The following is a 17,437-nucleotide window of genomic DNA, read 5'->3' as shown; positions in this document are numbered from 1 at the left end:
AGTAAGGATGAGGTGATCATGTGCAAGATATACTTATCATTATGCTACGCACGATTATTTTATATTGGGTTATACTAGGTATCTTACGTATAATGGGAAAGCGAGAAGTCGGAGAGTTAAGTATTTTCGATTTGGTTGTATTTTTATTAATAGCAGAGGTCGCTGCCTTTGCTTTAGATGATCCACATAGTAACTTTATTCATGCGTTAGTACCAATGTTGATGTTATTGATTATCCAAATTGGTGTTTCTTATTTTTCGTTAAAAAGTAAAAATTTTCGAGATGCAATGGAAGGAAAGCCTTCGATTATTATGAAGGAAGGTATCATTATTGAGAAAGAAATGCGAAAACAGCGATATAACCTTGATGATTTATTGCAACAGTTACGTGAACAGCAAATTGGATCTATCCAATCCGTTTCTTATGCGTTTTTGGAGCCTTCTGGTAATTTGTCCGTTTTTAAAAAAGAATCAGAACAATACGTATTTCCAATCATTATCGATGGGGAAATTCAACAAGACCATCTGGAACGAATAGGAAAAAATGAAAAATGGTTACGGGAAGAACTAGAAAAGCAATCGATTACGAATGTAGAAAAGATATTCTATTGCAGTTATGAGGAAGATGCGCTTTATATACAACTTAAAACTTCCTTTTAGTTGTCCGAGCAATTTTAAGGATCACTGCTATTTCTTTTCGCTTTATTTGCCTAAATAAGACTAATCCGATAGTTAAAAACAGTAATGTATACAAGCAATCTACCATTAAAGATCGTTCACCTATAGTAATCAGTAGTGGTCTTGCAATAATAGTGATTAAAAAAACTGCATAAGGTAGCACAAAAAATGAGAATCCAATTTGTGCTTCTTTTTTTTCTTTTAAAGAAGCGATATGTAAAAACGACGTGATTAATACCCCAAAACCAATCGCAACAATGGCTCCTTTTTCCTGAATAGAAACTTGTGATGCAAGAAAAAACAATAACAATAATTTCCCAACACCACCATATAATGAATTTAAAAAGGCGGCTTTTGAATTGTTTAGTGCTTGTAAAATGGAAAATAAAGGACTCTGAATATAATAAAAGAAAAAAATAGGTGCAAGTATTTTCATGTAAACGGTAGAATCTTCTACATGAAAAAGAGCAGAAACTAATTCGCCACCATGTAAATAAAATAAAGTTGCAGCATAACAGCCGGTTAATGTAGAAAATTTTAGCGATAAGTGAATTCGTTCTTTTAAAAGCGAATGATCCTTTCTAGCAAACGCATCGCTTACTGCTGGGATTAATACAATTGAAAGTGCATAGGGAATAAAAGAAGGGAACAGTAATAATGGTATTAATACCCCAGAAATGACTCCATATAATGTAGTTGCAGCAATGCTTGTAACACCTGTTACAGCGAGAGCTTTGATGAAAATAATCGGTTCTAAAAACCAAGTGAAAGATCCGAATAATCGACTTCCTGAAGATGGTAGAGCAATCGAAAATATAGGAGATAATGGATAATGTTTTTTCTCCTTTTCGTAATGTTGTTTTGATTTCCATTTATTATACTTCCATTTCAAATAGAGTAAGGATGCAACTTCCGCAAGCAGTGTCATGCACATTGCATAGGCTGCTGCTTCTTGAGTTGTAGAGGAAGTGAGTAATAATGGTAACAAAAAGGTTATGAGTAAGATACGAATTATTTGTTCCAACAATTGCGCTACTGCTGTTTCTTCTAAACGAGCAATTCCTTGGAAAAATCCTTTAATGACGCCACTTGCTGCCGCAAAAGGGACAATTGCTATCGATACATACAAAGTCATCGTTATTGCATCGTTTTTCAATAAATTACCAGAAATATAAGGTGCGACAAATAAAAATAGTGGGGTAAAAATCAGAATAGAAATGACGGTAATAATTACAGAAGTCCGCATTACGGTGAAATACTTTGAAATTGCATTTCTCGTACGTAATTCAGCAATTATTTTAGCAATGGCAATTGGAATTCCTAGTTGAATGAGCGACAAGAAAAAGATAAAAGCTGGATAGGCAGTCATATAAATACCAACTGCCTCTTCGCCGGTTAACCGGACAAACTGCATTCGATAAATAAACCCTAAAAACTTAGACAAAAAAATGGAAAGCATTAACACAAGAGAACCTTTTAAAAATGTCGACAAATAAACACTTCCTTCTCAAATACAGGAACATAGTTTACAATAACAATATGCTTTCTAGTTAGTATATTATTCGTTAAAAGGAGTGCGGTATTTTGGAAAACGCATATGAAGACATTTTTAAGCACGTACTACCTGCTTTAGAAAGTAAAAAAACTGAATTTCAAGTGTATCAATACGCCACAGTAACGGAAAGTGATATTTGGAAATATTGTGTATCCAAAAAATGGCGCAAAAAAGACATTGCCACTCTGCCTTTATACCAAATTGTCAATGATGTACTTTCCGTTTCACCAGCAGAATATATGACGTATGAACAAATTGATCAATTTAAAACGGAAAATTGGTTTTCAGAGATCAATAAAGATGAACTACAACTTTTATTAAATCCCAAAAATATAGAAGTATAAGGTAACCGTTATTTGACAGTGAGCGCATCGTGTTTCATAATAAACATGTTGCTTTTTTTTGAGGAGGAAACATACATATGAAAACTAGAGGGCGCATAGTTGCGTTTTTATTGCTTATCGTTATTTTTGCAGGGACAATTAGCCCCACTGTTAGTGGAGTTCTAAACAATATTAAACTTGGTTTAGATTTACAAGGTGGATTTGAAGTACTTTACCAAGTAGAAGAGTTGAAAGAAGGGCAAGAGATTACGGATGAAGTGGTTTCGGCTACTGCATCAGCACTTTCGAACCGTATAGATGTATTAGGTGTAAGTGAGCCTAGTATACAAATCGAAGACGGTCATCGTATTCGCGTTCAGCTTGCTGGAGTGGATGATCAGAACTCGGCAAGGGAAATTCTTTCGACACAAGCGAATCTAACTTTCCGTGATTCAGATGATAACATTATGCTAGATGGGGCAGATCTAAAAGAAGGTGGAGCGAAGGATGCTTTTAATCAACAAGGGCAACCGATCGTAACATTAGAACTTAAAGATGCTAGTAAATTTGCAGATGTAACAGCTGAAATTGCGGCTAAACCAGCACCAGATAATGTATTAGTTATTTGGATGGATTTTGAAGAAGGTGTGGATTCATACGCAGCGGAAGTGATGAAGCCAGAACCGAAATTTACATCAAACCCACGAGTTTCTCAGCGTATTAATTCGGATAGCGTTGAAATCTCAGGTGCTTTCACTGTAGAAGAAACAAAGAATTTAGCAGGTGTTTTAAATGCAGGGGCATTACCTGTTAAGCTAACGGAAATTTATTCTACATCTGTAGGTGCTCAGTTCGGTGAAGAAGCATTAAATAGTACGATTTTTGCTAGTATTATCGGGGTTGCGGCTATTTTCATATTCATGATTTTCTATTACCGTTTACCTGGTGTAGTAGCTGTAATATCTTTAGTAGTTTATATTTTCTTAATTTTAGTCATTTTTGATTGGATAAATGGTGTATTAACACTTCCTGGTATAGCAGCGATTGTACTCGGCGTGGGTATGGCCGTGGATGCAAATATTTTGACATATGAACGAGTGAGGGAAGAATTACGAGTTGGTAAGTCTGTTAAAAAGGCATTTGATGCCGGAGCAAAAGAGTCTTTCTCTGCAATATTTGATGCGAATATTACAACTCTTTTAGCAGCAGCCGTATTGTTCTACTTTGGTACAAGTTCTGTTAAAGGATTCGCAACCCTATTAATCATCAGTATATTAGTTATTTTCATTACTGCGGTTTGGGCGTCACGTGTATTATTAGGATTGCTCGTTAACAGTGGTTATTTCGATAATAAACCAGGTTGGTTTGGTATTCCGAAGAAACGTATGCACGCTCCGGAAGATGAAGTGGATACGCTTGACTTAACGACGAAATTTGACCGTTTTGATTTTGTACACAGTCGTAAAATTTTCTATATTGCTTCGATTACTTTAACGATTGCCGGGATTATCATCTTAAGTGTCTTCAAGTTGAATCTTGGAATTGATTTCTCAAGTGGTACTCGCGTGGAGATTAAGTCAACTGAATCATTAACAAAAGAATTTGTCTCAGACAAACTAGATAATATTGGTTTATCTTCTGATGATATTGTACTTTCTGGAGAGAATAATGAAATTGCAGTAGTAAGCTATAATGAGGATTTTACTCAAGAAGAAGTTAAAACTTTAAAAACGTCAATGACCGAAGAGTTTGGTATCGATCCAGGTGTAAGTAGTGTATCTCCAGAGGTTGGAAAAGAACTTGCGGAAAATGCGGTAAAAGCACTGTCGTTAGCAGCACTTGGTATTGTTATTTACGTGGCATTCCGTTTCGAATGGAGAATGGGAGTTGCTTCAATTGTCTCCCTAATACATGATGCTTTTATAATCATTGCGATATTTAGTTTTTTACGATTAGAAGTGGATATAACCTTTATTGCAGCAGTCTTAACGATTATCGGTTACTCGATTAATGATACGATTGTAACGTTTGACCGTATTCGAGAAAATTTACTTCGTAGCAAGAAGATTACTTCCGAAGAAGAACTTGCTACAATTGTAAACAAATCATTACGCCAAACGCTTGGACGTTCCGTAAATACCGTGTTAACTGTTATTTTCGTAGTTGTTGCGCTTTTATTATTTGGAGCAGGTGGAATCCAAAACTTCTCCATTGCATTATTAATAGGTTTAATCGCAGGTACGTATTCTTCTATTTTTATCGCAGCTCAGTTGTGGTTTGATTTGAAAGTGAAAGAATTACGTAAAACAGGCGGAATTGATGTGAAGAAAGAAGAAAAGACATGGGGTTCTGATGAGCCAGTAGTATAAGGTTTAACTATTTTAGGGAACAGGGTATATATTACATATATTCTGTTCCCTTTTTCTGTAGTCCAGCTTCTGCGCCTTTTCCTGCGCACAGCTCGTCGCAAACAAAATCTCTTGTGGTGGCTGGGGAGCTGCCTCCTGGGCCCGCACGATCCGGGTTATGCATCTGTTGATGAACGGATGCCTTCTCCTTATTTAACTGTCGGAAGCCTGCACGAAGCAGGTCATACAGTCGTTGCGACATGACGTCGCGCACTTAGACTGTATTCCTATTAGATAGGCGCTAACGCTTTTATATGCTAAAATACAAAATAAATGGGGTGTCAAGTTGAGGTTTCAGTGGTCGTTATTATTTGGATTATTATTTGCAGTAATTATTGCATTATTTGCGGTATACAATGTTGACTCTGTACCAGTAAATTATGTTCTTGGTACAGCTGACTGGCCCCTTATTTTAGTAATACTTGGTTCTGCATTACTAGGAGCACTTTTAAGTGGTGCGGTTGCAATCTATCGTTCTTTTATTCTATCAAGAAAAGTGAAACATCTTGAAAAAGAACTAGGGAAGAAAGAGGCATCCATTAGTGCTTTGCAAAATGAAATTGTTGTTCAACAAGAAAAATCATTACAAGAAGTGGAAAAGCTAACAGAAGTAAAGGATGAAAATACACCGAATTAACTTCATTCAGCAGATGTTTTGTTGCGACGAGCCTGCGCAGGAGCAGATGTTTTGTTGCGACGAGCTTGCGCAGGAGTAATAACTTCTGTGGAGATGAATGAAGAGTAGTGGAAGCAAATACGCCTAGGCACATTTGATCTTGAATTTAGCGGAGGAGTTGTACCAAAATGTTCTTTTGGATACAACTCTTTTTTACGTTATAATAGAATATAAGGAAGTGAAGAAATGATTCAATCTCAAAAAAAGTGGAGTATTTCTAGACCAGACGAACAGCTAGTTTCTAAACTAGAAAAGGAACTTTCCATTCCTAGTGTGTGTGCGAAAGTATTAGTATCCAGAGGTTTTGAAAGCGTGGAAGATGCAAGAGCTTTTTTACATGTAACGGAAGCCCAAATACATAATCCTTTTTTACTAAATGGGATGGATGCATTAGTAGCCCGTGTCCAAAGGGCGATAGATGCTGGAGAACGAATTATGGTTTATGGTGATTATGACGCAGATGGTATAACTAGTACGACCATCATGATGAAAACCTTAGAGTCGATTGGTGGAGATGCTCTATTTAAAATACCCAATCGATTTATCGATGGATATGGTCCAAGTGAGCGGTTATTTCAAGAAGCATTCGATGAAGGGGTCTCCTTAATCATTACGGTTGATAATGGTATTTCCGGGCATGCAGCGATTCAATTTGCAAAGAATTTAGGAATGGATGTAATCGTAACGGATCATCATGAACCAGGAGAAACATTACCAGCGGCAGATATTATTATCCACCCAGGCTTACAAGAGTCAACGTATCCGTTTCCTCATTTGGCTGGTGTTGGGGTAGCTTTTAAAGTTGCACATGCGCTAATTGGAGAGATACCGAAAGAATTCTACTACTTAGTAGCAATTGGAACGATCGCGGATTTAGTTTCATTGACTGGAGAAAATCGTTATTTTGTCCAACAAGGTATAAAACAAATGCAACGAACTAATTCTATAGCAATAGAAGCGCTCGCAAATATAAGTGGCGTGGAGTTGTCCACGATCAATGAAGAAACAGTCGGATTTATGTTTGGCCCACGTATTAATGCGATTGGTCGATTAGGTGAGGCAGCACCTGGGGTTGAATTATTTTTAACAGAAGAGCCGAACTATGCATTATCGATTGCCAATATGTTAAACGATAAAAATAAAGAACGACAGGCAATAGTTAAGCAAATTACGGATGAAGCAGTTGAAATAATTGAGCAAACAAATATTGTAGATGGGCCAAGTGTTATCGTCGTTGGTAAAAAAGATTGGAATCCAGGCGTACTGGGAATTGTAGCTTCTAAACTGGTGGAAAAATATTACCGACCTGCAATTGTTCTTGGCTTTGATGAAGAAAAGCAAGTAGCAAAAGGGTCTGCTCGAAGTATAGAAGGGTTCCATATGTATAATGAGATTGCAAAAAATAGCGACATCGTATTACATTTCGGTGGTCATCCAATGGCTGCTGGTATGACCTTGCCTCTAGAGCATGTGGAATTGTTTAGAAACCGTTTAAATGAACAAGCTAAAACAGCTTTGACAGAAGAGCACCTAGTTCCAATTGTATCGATAGATGTTCCGCTTAAAATGGATGAAATTTCAACTGAGTCTATTGAATCGCTAAAACAGCTCGCTCCATTTGGAATGGATTTTACAAAACCGGTTTATTGTATAGAAAATGTAGAAGTTTCATCTATACGTAAAATTGGATCTGCACAAAACCATGTGAAAATGGAGTTGAAACAAGGAGTTACATCGTTAGATGCAATTGGATTTGGTAAAGGAGAGCTAGCAGATGAAATTGCTCCTTCCACCAAACTCTCATTTATCGGCGACTTACAAATTAATGAGTGGAACGGACGAAAAAAGCCGCAACTAATGATTCAAGACGCAAAAACCAATGATTGGCAGCTTTTTGATATTAGAGGAATACGCCAAGTGAACCGCTGGTTACCGATGATTCCGCCTGAACAAACTGTTTTTGTAGCGTTCCATGAACAAACTATTGCTCACTTTAGATCTGTGATACCAAAAGATATATGGCAAGTTGCTGAATTGATGGAGCAGCAAGTGCACGCTGACTTTCTGACTATTTTAGATTTGCCTTCTAATGAAAATGAGCTCACTCAATTGTTAGATTATCAACAGTGGCAAAGGATATATGCACATTTCTATGCAGATGAATCTACGTATTTTGAAGGATTACCGACGCGCGATCAATTTAAGTGGTACTTCTCCTTTTTAGCAAAACGTAAAACATTTGCATTAAAACAGCATATACATGAATTATCCAAGCATACTGGTTGGAGTCAAAAAACAATTAATTTTATGTCAAAGGTGTTTTTTGAGCTGAATTTTGTTAGAATAGAGGGTGGGTCGTTGGTTATGAATGATCATCTTGCCAAACAAGATTTATCAGAAGCACCAACGTATCAACAGCGTGCAAATGAAATCGAGCTTGAACAGAAGCTATTATATGCGCCATACATTGAACTGAAACAATGGTTTGAAGAGCGAAGAGCAGTGCAAACCGTTCCTGAGGAGGAGCAAAAATGGATTTAAAGCAATACGTAACAACTGTTGAAGACTGGCCAAAACCAGGTATTAGTTTTAAGGATATTACAACAATTATGGACAATGGGGAAGCATACAAGTATGCAACTGACCAAATTGTAGAATATGCGAAAAAAGTAAATGTTGATATTATAGTTGGACCAGAAGCACGTGGATTTATCATCGGATGCCCGGTAGCATATTCACTAGGAATAGGATTTGCTCCAGTCCGTAAAGAAGGTAAGCTTCCACGAGAAGTAATTCGTGCTGAGTACGGATTAGAATATGGCAAAGATATTTTAACAATGCACAAAGATGCTGTTAAACCTGGACAGCGTGTTCTAATTGTCGATGATTTACTAGCAACTGGCGGTACAATTGATGCGACAATTCGGTTAGTAGAAGAATTGGGCGGAGTCGTAGTGGGATGTGCTTTCTTAATCGAACTTACCTATCTTGAAGGGCGAAAGAAGCTAAAAGATTACGATATATGCACACTAATGCAGTACTAAATAAGGGCGGACTTTACAAGTCCCTCTTTTTTTTTATAGAATATAACCTATATACTATTTTATCTTCATTCAGCAAGCGACAGATTTTCAAGAGAGATTATTGAGCGAGCTCATACCTGCGAGATGTAGGTCAGTTAGCAGTTGTCGCAAGGATGCGACGTTTTTAGGATAACTTCCTTTCTTGGTCTTGGCGAACTAATTTCTGCGGAGCTGAACAAAGTGAAGCGGAAGCAATATTTTTTCTGCGGAGCTGAACAAAGTGAAGCGGAAGCAAATACGCCGAGGCTATTTAAATATAAACGAAATCAGGTGAGCTCAGCATGGCAAAAGATCAAGTGAAGACAGCAGAAGATGTTTTCGAAACACTTTCCACTTATATGAACGAAGAACATGTGAATTTTGTGAAAAAAGCATATGAACTTGCAGAGCATGCACATCGAGAACAGTTTCGTAATTCTGGTGAACCGTATATTTTACATCCCATCCAAGTAGCCGGAATTCTTGCTGATCTTCAGATGGATCCAGAGACCGTTGCAGCTGGTTTTCTACATGATGTGGTAGAAGATACTGAATATACACGAGAAGATATTGTTCGAGAGTTCAATGAAGAAGTTGCGCTTCTAGTAGACGGTGTCACAAAACTCGGCAAGATTAAATATATGTCCAAGGAAGAACAACAAGCAGAGAATCATCGTAAAATGTTTATCGCCATGGCTCAAGATATTCGAATAATTCTTATAAAGCTTGCGGACCGTTTACATAATATGCGTACTTTAAAACATTTACCAGAGGCGAAACAGCGTCGAATTTCCAATGAAACACTAGAAATTTTTGCACCACTAGCACATCGTCTAGGGATTTCTGCAGTGAAGTGGGAATTAGAAGATACGGCTTTACGTTACTTAAATCCTCAACAATATTATCGTATCGTTAACTTTATGAAGAAAAAACGTACGGAGCGTGAATCTTACTTAAAAGATGTGATGAATGATATTCGTGATCAACTGAATGAGATGGAAGTAGTCGCAGATGTATCAGGTCGACCAAAACATATCTACAGTATTTATCGTAAAATGGTTGTCCAAAACAAACAATTTAATGAAATTTACGATTTACTCGCAATGCGAATTATTGTCAAAAGCATTAAAGATTGCTACGCGGTTTTAGGTGTAATCCATACATTATGGAAACCTATGCCAGGACGATTCAAAGATTATATCGCAATGCCAAAGCAAAATCTGTATCAGTCTCTCCATACTACCGTAATAGGGCCTAATGGAGATCCGCTAGAAGTGCAAATTCGAACGGAAGAGATGCATAATATTGCTGAATACGGGGTTGCAGCACACTGGGCATATAAAGAAGGAAGAAAAGTAGAAGCAAGTAATCAAACGATAGATTCCAAATTATCTTGGTTTAGGGAAATACTTGAATTTCAGCAAGAATCGTCGAACGCAGAAGAATTTATGGAGTCTTTAAAATTCGATCTATTTTCAGATATGGTGTATGTTTTTACACCAAAAGGGGATGTTGTCGAGCTTCCCGCTGGTTCAGTACCTATTGACTTCGCATATCGAGTACATTCCGAAGTTGGCAATAAAACGATTGGTACGAAAGTAAATGGAAAGATGGTTCCTCTGGATACAAAGTTAAAAACAGGCGATATTATCGAAGTATTAACTTCTAAGCAATCATTTGGTCCTAGTAAAGATTGGTTGAAAATTGCACAATCCTCCCAAGCAAAAAATAAAATCAAACAGTTCTTTAAAAAACAACTGAGAGATGAAAATATTTTGAAAGGGAAAGAACAAGTAGAAAAAGAAATTAAATCGCAAGAATTTGAGATAAAAGAAGTACTGACCTCTGAAAATATTAAGCGTGTTTGTGAAAAATATGCTTTTGCAGGGGAAGAAGATTTGTATGCAGCAGTTGGTTTTAATGGTATAACAGCACAGCAAGTAGTGAACCGTTTGGCTGAAAAAATGCGTAAAATTCGAGATCAAGAAGAAGCACTCGAAAAAATTACAACGGAAATGAAAGCACCCGCTATTAAGAAAACGACCGAATCAGGTGTTATTGTAAAAGGGATCGAGAATCTACTAATTCGTCTTTCCCGTTGTTGTAGTCCTGTCCCAGGAGATGAAATTGTAGGGTTTATCACGAAAGGTAGAGGTGTGTCTGTTCATCGTGCAGATTGCCCGAACGTACAAAATGATGATGCGCACTCCAGAATTATTGAAGTCGAGTGGGAACAATCGGATATACCGATGAAAAAAGATTATCAAGTAGATATTGAAGTTTCTGGATTTGATCGACCGGGCTTACTAAATGAGGTTTTACAAGTTGTAAATGAATCAAAAACAATTATTGCAGCTGTAAATGGTAAAACAGACAATGACATTGCAAATATCCATTTAACAATACTTATCTCAAATATCACCCATTTAAACAAAGTAGCAGAGCGGATCAAACAGTTGCCAGATGTTTATTCAGTTCAACGGATTATTAACTAAAGGGAGTCACCGTATCATGAAAGTGTTGCTTCAACGTTGTCAAAATGCCAGTGTCACAGTAGATGGACAAGTGACAGGGAAAATTGATTATGGATATGTATTATTAGTAGGCATTACATCAACAGATAGTGAAAAAGAAATAAATTATTTAGTAGAGAAAATCGCTGGTTTGCGATTATACGAAGATGATGAAGGTAAGATGAATCATTCAATCGTAGAAGTAGGAGGCTCCATTCTTTCTGTTTCCCAGTTTACATTATATGCGGATACACGAAAAGGTAGAAGACCGAGTTTTATAGAAGCAGCTCGACCAGAAATAGCGAAACCATTATGGGAGTTGTTTAATACAAAGCTTCGTGATAAGGGTTTCACCGTGGAAACTGGGGTTTTTGGAGCAATGATGGATGTAACACTCACAAACGATGGTCCAGTGACCATTATGTTAGAAGCTTAAATAAAAAATAGGGCACTTCTTGTTTTTATTCTAAACAGGAAGTGCCTTTTTTTATAACCTAGTGTTCCAGATACAATAAAAAATATGGCTCTGATAACCGATACCGCTGATTTCCGTTACAGGCGGACGCTTTGCGCGGGGTGAGCGATGAGCCATCACCGCCGCTTGCTCGTACGTTGTGATGTCTCATCTGATAAGATCTCTGAAATTGCATCTTCAGTCCCGCACGATGTGGGTCAGGCAGTCGTTGCGAAATGTTCTTTATTTTGCGACGAGCTTTGCTCAGGAGCACCACGAATTCACGAACTTAGACTGTCCTCATTTGAAGCTTTATGAGTTGGAAAGCATCTTTTCACTCATTATCCAAAAAGATCTTAACTTTATTCGTACTGTTGAAGGAGGGCGACGGTAAGGCAAGTGCAATAAAATTACCGAAAAAAAGAGAGGTTGATCGTGACTAATGTCACGAACAACCTTTTTAAAAAAACAAACGGTAATGATATAGTAATAAGCCTGTCCAAATACCTCCGAAAACGATACAAAACAGGTTTAGTACTAAGAGGGTACTTGCACTGTTCTTAATCTAACTGATTATCAAAATAGTTAATAATTCCGTTGTATATACCATGTGTTGCTTGATCTCTAAATTGTCTAGTTGTGACATTTCGTTCTTCGGAAGGATTGCTCAAATACCCCAACTCTATTAAAATTGCATTTTGTTTATTTTCCCGTAAAACTAAATAGTTTCCTGGCTGTGTTCCTCGATCTCTAAGCGAAATCATACTACCTAGTCCAGCGTGTACATATTCCGCTAGTTTCTTTTGATAGCTGTGCATATAATATGTCGTATATCCTCGCACAGTACTATTTTCTACCGCATCATAATGTAAACTAATAAATGCATCCGCTGCTGCTTGGTGACCGATTGAAACACGTTTACGAAGATCAACATAAACATCCGATTGCCTCGTCATAATGACGTTAGCACCAGCAGCTTGTAACTTGGAAGAAAGCAGCTCTGCAGTTAATAATGTAATATCTTTTTCATCTGTTCCAAGAGCTCCTGTAGTGCCACGGTCATTACCACCATGGCCGGCATCAATCACAATGGATAAGCCTTTCAATGTCCCTTTTTTTCTAGGTTGCTTTTTTTCTTGAATTGGTAAATCAGTAGTGACAACAGAATTTGATGCCGAGACTAACCAACTTGCTACATAAGCTATTGATTGGTTTTCCATAATGACTTTATACCAGTCATTCACTTTGTCGGTTACTTCAAACGTTTCTCCGGCATCTGCTCGCTTTACCACAGCACTATTTGTCGTGCTATCTGAACGTAAATTAGTGCCATTGTATAAAATGGTTATCGTATTAACTGATTCGGAAGATGGAGTGGAATTCTGTTCATTTAAGAATGTACCGTAAAAACTGTATATCCATCCAATTTTCCCATTATCCAATTGAACCTTTACCCAATTATGATCCGTATCAAGTACTTCAAATTGCTCTCCTTTTGTCACTTGTCCAATTTGTTTAGAGGAAAGATCGGCTTTAGCACGAATATTTAGTACATCTACAGATACAACAAATAATTTCTCTGAAGTATGAGTTTCAGAGCTCTTCATTTCGTTTGCAGTCTGCTCCGCAATCGTAATATATGCTGTGTTTACCCATCCTTTTCTACCTTGAAAATCGATTTCTATCCATTCACCCTCTGATTTGTAGGCAGGTGTTTGGTCTCCTTCGCTTAGCTGACCGATAACAGCAGAAGAGGTAGATGGTTCTGTTCGTACATTTAAGCGATTTACTTTAGAAACGATTTGTTTATTCGTCATTTCAATCGCTTCACTTGATGTATACCAACTGGCAACCCAACCAGTTGTGGATCCGTATTTAATCTGGAGCCAATCATTTGCTTTATCGATAACAACTAGTTTGTCACTTTTTGTAACTGCACCAATTGTATCGTATGTAAGTCCAGGGCCTGTTCGAACTTTCAACGAAGAAACATTTACGGTTACCTCGTTTTCCTGTGCATCTACTGGAATAGTTGGGATTAGTAGAATGACAGCAAGGAATAAAATGGTCATTTTTTGCACTATTTTATCTTTCATTGAATCACTCCTACTACCATTGTAAGTATTCTTATATAAAATTTCTACCTTTTATTCAAAAGGGTTGACTTATTTCCCTTACGTTATTAAGATAAAGTATAATTAAAAACTAAAACAAACCAATGACCGAAAAAGTAACTGTTTTAAACGGATGGTAAGAGAAGGAAAGACGTGGCTGAAATCTTTCCTACAGACGAACTCAGTGAACAACATTCGAGAGGATTTTTGTCGAAAAAGATTTTCTTTAGTAGGCAAAAACGGAGCTGGCCGTTATCCAGAGTCGAGAGGGTCAGTTTTTTTGACCAACTAGGGTGGAACCGCGGAAGCTTATATAAGCTCTCGTCCCTTGCTATATGCAAGGGATGAGGGCTTTTTTATATTTATTCAGCGGATGTCCAAACACCCGTTGAATAAATATAAAGCCTCCGGCGGATGTCACAGAGTTTGAAAGGAGTTAATCGAGCATGCTCGATTAAAAATCTGGACGCAATTACGCCTTAGCGTAATTGATAAACAAAAGAAAGGGGCAATAGCCATGGATATTAAAGTGCCAAGAGGAACACAAGACATTTTGCCTTCAGAAACTGCAAAATGGCAAGTTGTTGAAGAGTTAATAAGAGATACTTGTCGTATGTATCAATATAAAGAGATTAGAACGCCTATTTTCGAACATACAGAGCTATTTACGAGAAGTGTTGGAGATACAACCGATATCGTTCAAAAAGAAATGTATACGTTCCAAGATAGAGGGGACCGTTCACTTACTCTTCGCCCAGAAGGAACAGCTTCTACAGTTCGTGCATTCGTAGAGCATAAAATGTTCGGATATCCGGACCAACCAGTGAAATTATATTATATGGGTCCTATGTTCCGCTATGAAAGACAACAAGCGGGACGTTATCGTCAATTTGTTCAATTTGGAATCGAAGCAATTGGTAGTGCAGACCCGGCAATCGACGCAGAAGTAATTTCGCTTGCGATGTCTGTGTATCAAAAAGCTGGCTTGAAAAAGCTGAAGCTCGTTATCAATTCGCTCGGAGATACCGAAAGTCGAGTGGCGCACAAAGAAGCTTTAGTAAATCATTTTGAACCGCATATTTCTGAGTTTTGTTCGGATTGTCAAAATAGATTGCAAAAAAATCCACTTCGTATTTTAGATTGTAAAGTAGATCGTAATCACCCATTAATGGCGACAGCTCCTTCTTTAACCGATTATTTAAACGAAGAATCCGCTGCCTATTTTGAAAAAGTAAAAGAATATTTAACACTTTTAAATATTCCGTTTGAGGTAGACCCAAACTTGGTTCGTGGACTTGATTATTATAATCATACTGCTTTTGAAATTATGAGTACTGCAGAAGGTTTTGGAGCAATTACAACACTTGCTGGTGGCGGAAGATATAATGGACTTGTAGAAGAGCTTGGAGGACCAGATTCGCCGGGTATTGGGTTTGCGATGAGTATTGAAAGATTATTACTTGCGATTAATGCAGAAAACAATAAATGGGCGGAACTGTCATCTTTAGATGTATATGTAATTGGAATGGGGGAAGCTGCAAAGAAAAAAGCAGTGGAGCTTACGTATGATTTACGTCAAAATAATATCACTGCAGAGATGGATTATTTAGATCGAAAAATAAAAACACAAATAAAATCAGCGGATCGTTTAAAAGCAAAGTTAGCAGTTGTTATTGGGGACGATGAACTTGAAAAACAAAGTGCAATGTTAAAAGTTCTGTCTACAGGAAATCAGTATCTAGTACCGTTTAGCGATTTGATTGAACAAGTAAAAAGTAATATATTTACACTAGTGGAGGCAGAAGAACAATGAAAAGAACGCATACAAGTGGACAATTAAATGAACAACATATTGGAGATTCCGTTCAGTTAATCGGATGGGTACAAAAACGAAGAGATTTGGGAGGGTTAATATTTGTAGATGTTCGTGACCGCTCAGGACTAGTGCAAGTTGTATTTAATCCAGAAATTTCGGAAGCAGCAATCCAAGTTGCAGACAAACTTCGCAATGAATACATTATTCAAGTGAATGGGACGGTTATTGCACGAGCTGCAAATCAAGTAAATCCCAATATCCCATCTGGTGCGATTGAAATACATGCGAATGAACTTAAAATTATCAATGAAGCGAAAACTCCTCCATTTGCAATTGAAAACAATACAGATGCTGGGGAAGATATTCGTTTAAAATATCGTTATTTAGATTTAAGAAGACCAGTTATGTATGACACATTTAAAATGCGTTCGGATATTACAAAAACAGTAAGACGTTTCTTGGATGATGAAGGGTTTTTGGAAGTGGAAACGCCAATTTTAACGAAATCTACACCAGAAGGAGCACGGGACTACTTAGTTCCAAGCCGTGTGCATAATGGCGAATTTTATGCATTACCCCAATCTCCTCAATTGTTTAAGCAATTGTTAATGGTAGGTGGATTCGAAAGATATTATCAAATAGCAAGATGTTTCCGTGATGAAGATTTACGTGCGGACCGCCAGCCAGAATTTACACAAATCGACATGGAAATGAGTTTCTTATCGATGGATGAGATTTTAGAGATGAACGAGCGCATGATGAAAAAAATCATGAAAGATGTGAAAGGTATTGATGTGACAATTCCTTTTAATCGTATGAATTACGATGAAGCAATGGCTCGCTACGGATCAGATAAACCAGATGTACGTTTTGGTTTAGAGTTAGTAGATTTATCGGAACTTGTTAAAGATAGTGCATTTAAAGTTTTCGCTTCTGCAGTAGAGTCAGGTGGTCAAGTAAAAGCGATTAATGTTAAAGGAGCAGCAGTTAATTATTCCCGTAAAGATATCGATGCTTTAGGTGAGTTTGCAGGAGTTTATGGGGCAAAAGGTCTTGCTTGGTTGAAAGTAGACGAAGAAGGACTTAAAGGACCTATTGCTAAGTTTTTCGAAGGGGAAGCAGCAACTAGTCTAATTCAAGCATTAGAAGCGGCGGCAGGAGATTTATTATTATTTGTAGCAGATAAAAAATCAGTCGTGGCAGATTCGTTAGGTGCACTCCGTTTAAAATTAGGGAAAGATTTAGAATTGATCGATGAAAATCGTTTTGAATTTTTATGGGTTGTGAACTGGCCGTTGTTTGAATACGATGAAAAAGAGGGTCGTTACTACGCCGCACATCATCCATTCACTCGACCGTTTGAAGAAGATCTTCTATTAATGGATACCAATCCAAGTAAAGTGCGTGCGCAAGCATATGACTTAGTATTAAATGGCTACGAGCTTGGTGGTGGATCTTTACGTATTTATTCGAGAGATGTTCAAGAGAAAATGTTTAAAGTTCTTGGATTCTCTGATGAAGAAGCAAAAGAACAATTCGGCTTCTTAATGGAAGCTTTTGAGTATGGAACACCTCCTCATGGTGGAGTCGCATTTGGTTTAGACCGTATAGTTATGCTACTTTCAGGTAGTACAAACTTACGTGATACGATAGCTTTCCCGAAAACAGCAAGTGCTAGTGATTTATTGACGCAAGCACCAAGTCCAGTAGCACAAGCACAGCTGGAAGAGTTAAGTTTAAAACTAAATAAAACGCAATGATTTCATTTAGAAATATGAATATAGTCATGAAGTGTAACGTTCAGAATAGTTAGAAAATAATGCGATAAAATGATTGATG

General features: G+C 37.4%; 12 protein-coding genes and 1 other annotated feature. Of the genes, 10 read left to right on the top strand and 2 right to left on the bottom strand.

The window, feature by feature from the left end:
- Window positions 1-20: 20 nt before the first annotated feature.
- Complete coding sequence (locus BMZ04_RS05085) at window positions 21-659, top strand: DUF421 domain-containing protein (RefSeq protein ID WP_093266214.1); 639 nt, start codon at window positions 21-23, stop codon at window positions 657-659.
- Here the strand turns inward: BMZ04_RS05085 and BMZ04_RS05080 are convergent.
- Window positions 643-2,169: an oligosaccharide flippase family protein gene (locus BMZ04_RS05080; protein WP_093266212.1), complete on the bottom strand. Its 1,527-nt coding sequence runs from the start codon at window positions 2,167-2,169 to the stop codon at window positions 643-645. The two genes, BMZ04_RS05085 and BMZ04_RS05080, sit on opposite strands and share 17 nt — an antisense overlap.
- A 92-nt stretch (window positions 2,170-2,261) precedes the next feature.
- Between BMZ04_RS05080 and BMZ04_RS05075 the strand changes: the two genes are divergently transcribed.
- The 7 genes from BMZ04_RS05075 (at window position 2,262) to dtd (ending at window position 11,650) form a co-directional block, all read left to right on the top strand.
- Window positions 2,262-2,576: a post-transcriptional regulator gene (locus BMZ04_RS05075; RefSeq protein ID WP_093266210.1), complete on the top strand. Its 315-nt coding sequence runs from the start codon at window positions 2,262-2,264 to the stop codon at window positions 2,574-2,576.
- 77 nt (window positions 2,577-2,653) lie between these two features.
- Window positions 2,654-4,924, top strand: coding sequence for a protein translocase subunit SecDF (gene secDF, locus BMZ04_RS05070; protein ID WP_093266208.1), 2,271 nt, complete (start codon window positions 2,654-2,656; stop codon window positions 4,922-4,924).
- 325 nt (window positions 4,925-5,249) lie between these two features.
- Complete coding sequence (locus tag BMZ04_RS05060; protein ID WP_093266204.1) at window positions 5,250-5,600, top strand: LapA family protein; 351 nt, start codon at window positions 5,250-5,252, stop codon at window positions 5,598-5,600.
- A 225-nt stretch (window positions 5,601-5,825) separates the two neighbouring features.
- Window positions 5,826-8,180, top strand: a complete 2,355-nt coding sequence (recJ, locus tag BMZ04_RS05055) for a single-stranded-DNA-specific exonuclease RecJ (RefSeq protein ID WP_093266202.1) — start codon at window positions 5,826-5,828, stop codon at window positions 8,178-8,180.
- A complete protein-coding gene (locus BMZ04_RS05050; protein ID WP_093266200.1) occupies window positions 8,171-8,683 on the top strand; it encodes an adenine phosphoribosyltransferase in 513 nt (170 codons plus the stop codon). The genes recJ and BMZ04_RS05050 overlap by 10 nt, the downstream gene beginning before the upstream one ends.
- Window positions 8,684-9,003: 320 nt before the next feature.
- Window positions 9,004-11,196, top strand: a complete 2,193-nt coding sequence (locus BMZ04_RS05045) for a RelA/SpoT family protein (protein ID WP_093266198.1) — start codon at window positions 9,004-9,006, stop codon at window positions 11,194-11,196.
- Between the two features lie 16 nt (window positions 11,197-11,212).
- Window positions 11,213-11,650 carry a D-aminoacyl-tRNA deacylase gene (gene dtd, locus BMZ04_RS05040; RefSeq protein ID WP_093266196.1) on the top strand — a complete coding sequence of 146 codons (438 nt, stop codon included), beginning with the start codon at window positions 11,213-11,215 and terminating at the stop codon, window positions 11,648-11,650.
- A gap of 578 nt (window positions 11,651-12,228) precedes the next feature.
- Here the strand turns inward: dtd and BMZ04_RS05035 are convergent.
- Window positions 12,229-13,764, bottom strand: coding sequence for an SH3 domain-containing protein (locus tag BMZ04_RS05035; RefSeq protein ID WP_093266193.1), 1,536 nt, complete (start codon window positions 13,762-13,764; stop codon window positions 12,229-12,231).
- Between the two features lie 113 nt (window positions 13,765-13,877).
- Window positions 13,878-14,114, top strand: a binding site (T-box leader).
- Between the two features lie 185 nt (window positions 14,115-14,299).
- Here BMZ04_RS05035 and hisS point away from each other — a divergent pair.
- Together hisS and aspS are read left to right on the top strand one after the other, a co-directional pair.
- On the top strand, window positions 14,300-15,595 hold the full coding sequence (gene hisS / locus BMZ04_RS05030) for a histidine--tRNA ligase (protein ID WP_093266191.1): 1,296 nt from the start codon (window positions 14,300-14,302) through the stop codon (window positions 15,593-15,595).
- Window positions 15,592-17,358: an aspartate--tRNA ligase gene (gene aspS, locus BMZ04_RS05025; protein ID WP_093266189.1), complete on the top strand. Its 1,767-nt coding sequence runs from the start codon at window positions 15,592-15,594 to the stop codon at window positions 17,356-17,358. The genes hisS and aspS overlap by 4 nt, the downstream gene beginning before the upstream one ends.
- The last annotated feature ends 79 nt before the right edge of the window (window positions 17,359-17,437 follow it).

It is taken from the genome of Psychrobacillus sp. OK032 (assembly GCF_900111345.1).
Classification (GTDB): Bacteria; Bacillota; Bacilli; order Bacillales_A; family Planococcaceae; genus Psychrobacillus.
This window is presented reverse-complemented; position numbering and strand designations above follow the sequence as displayed.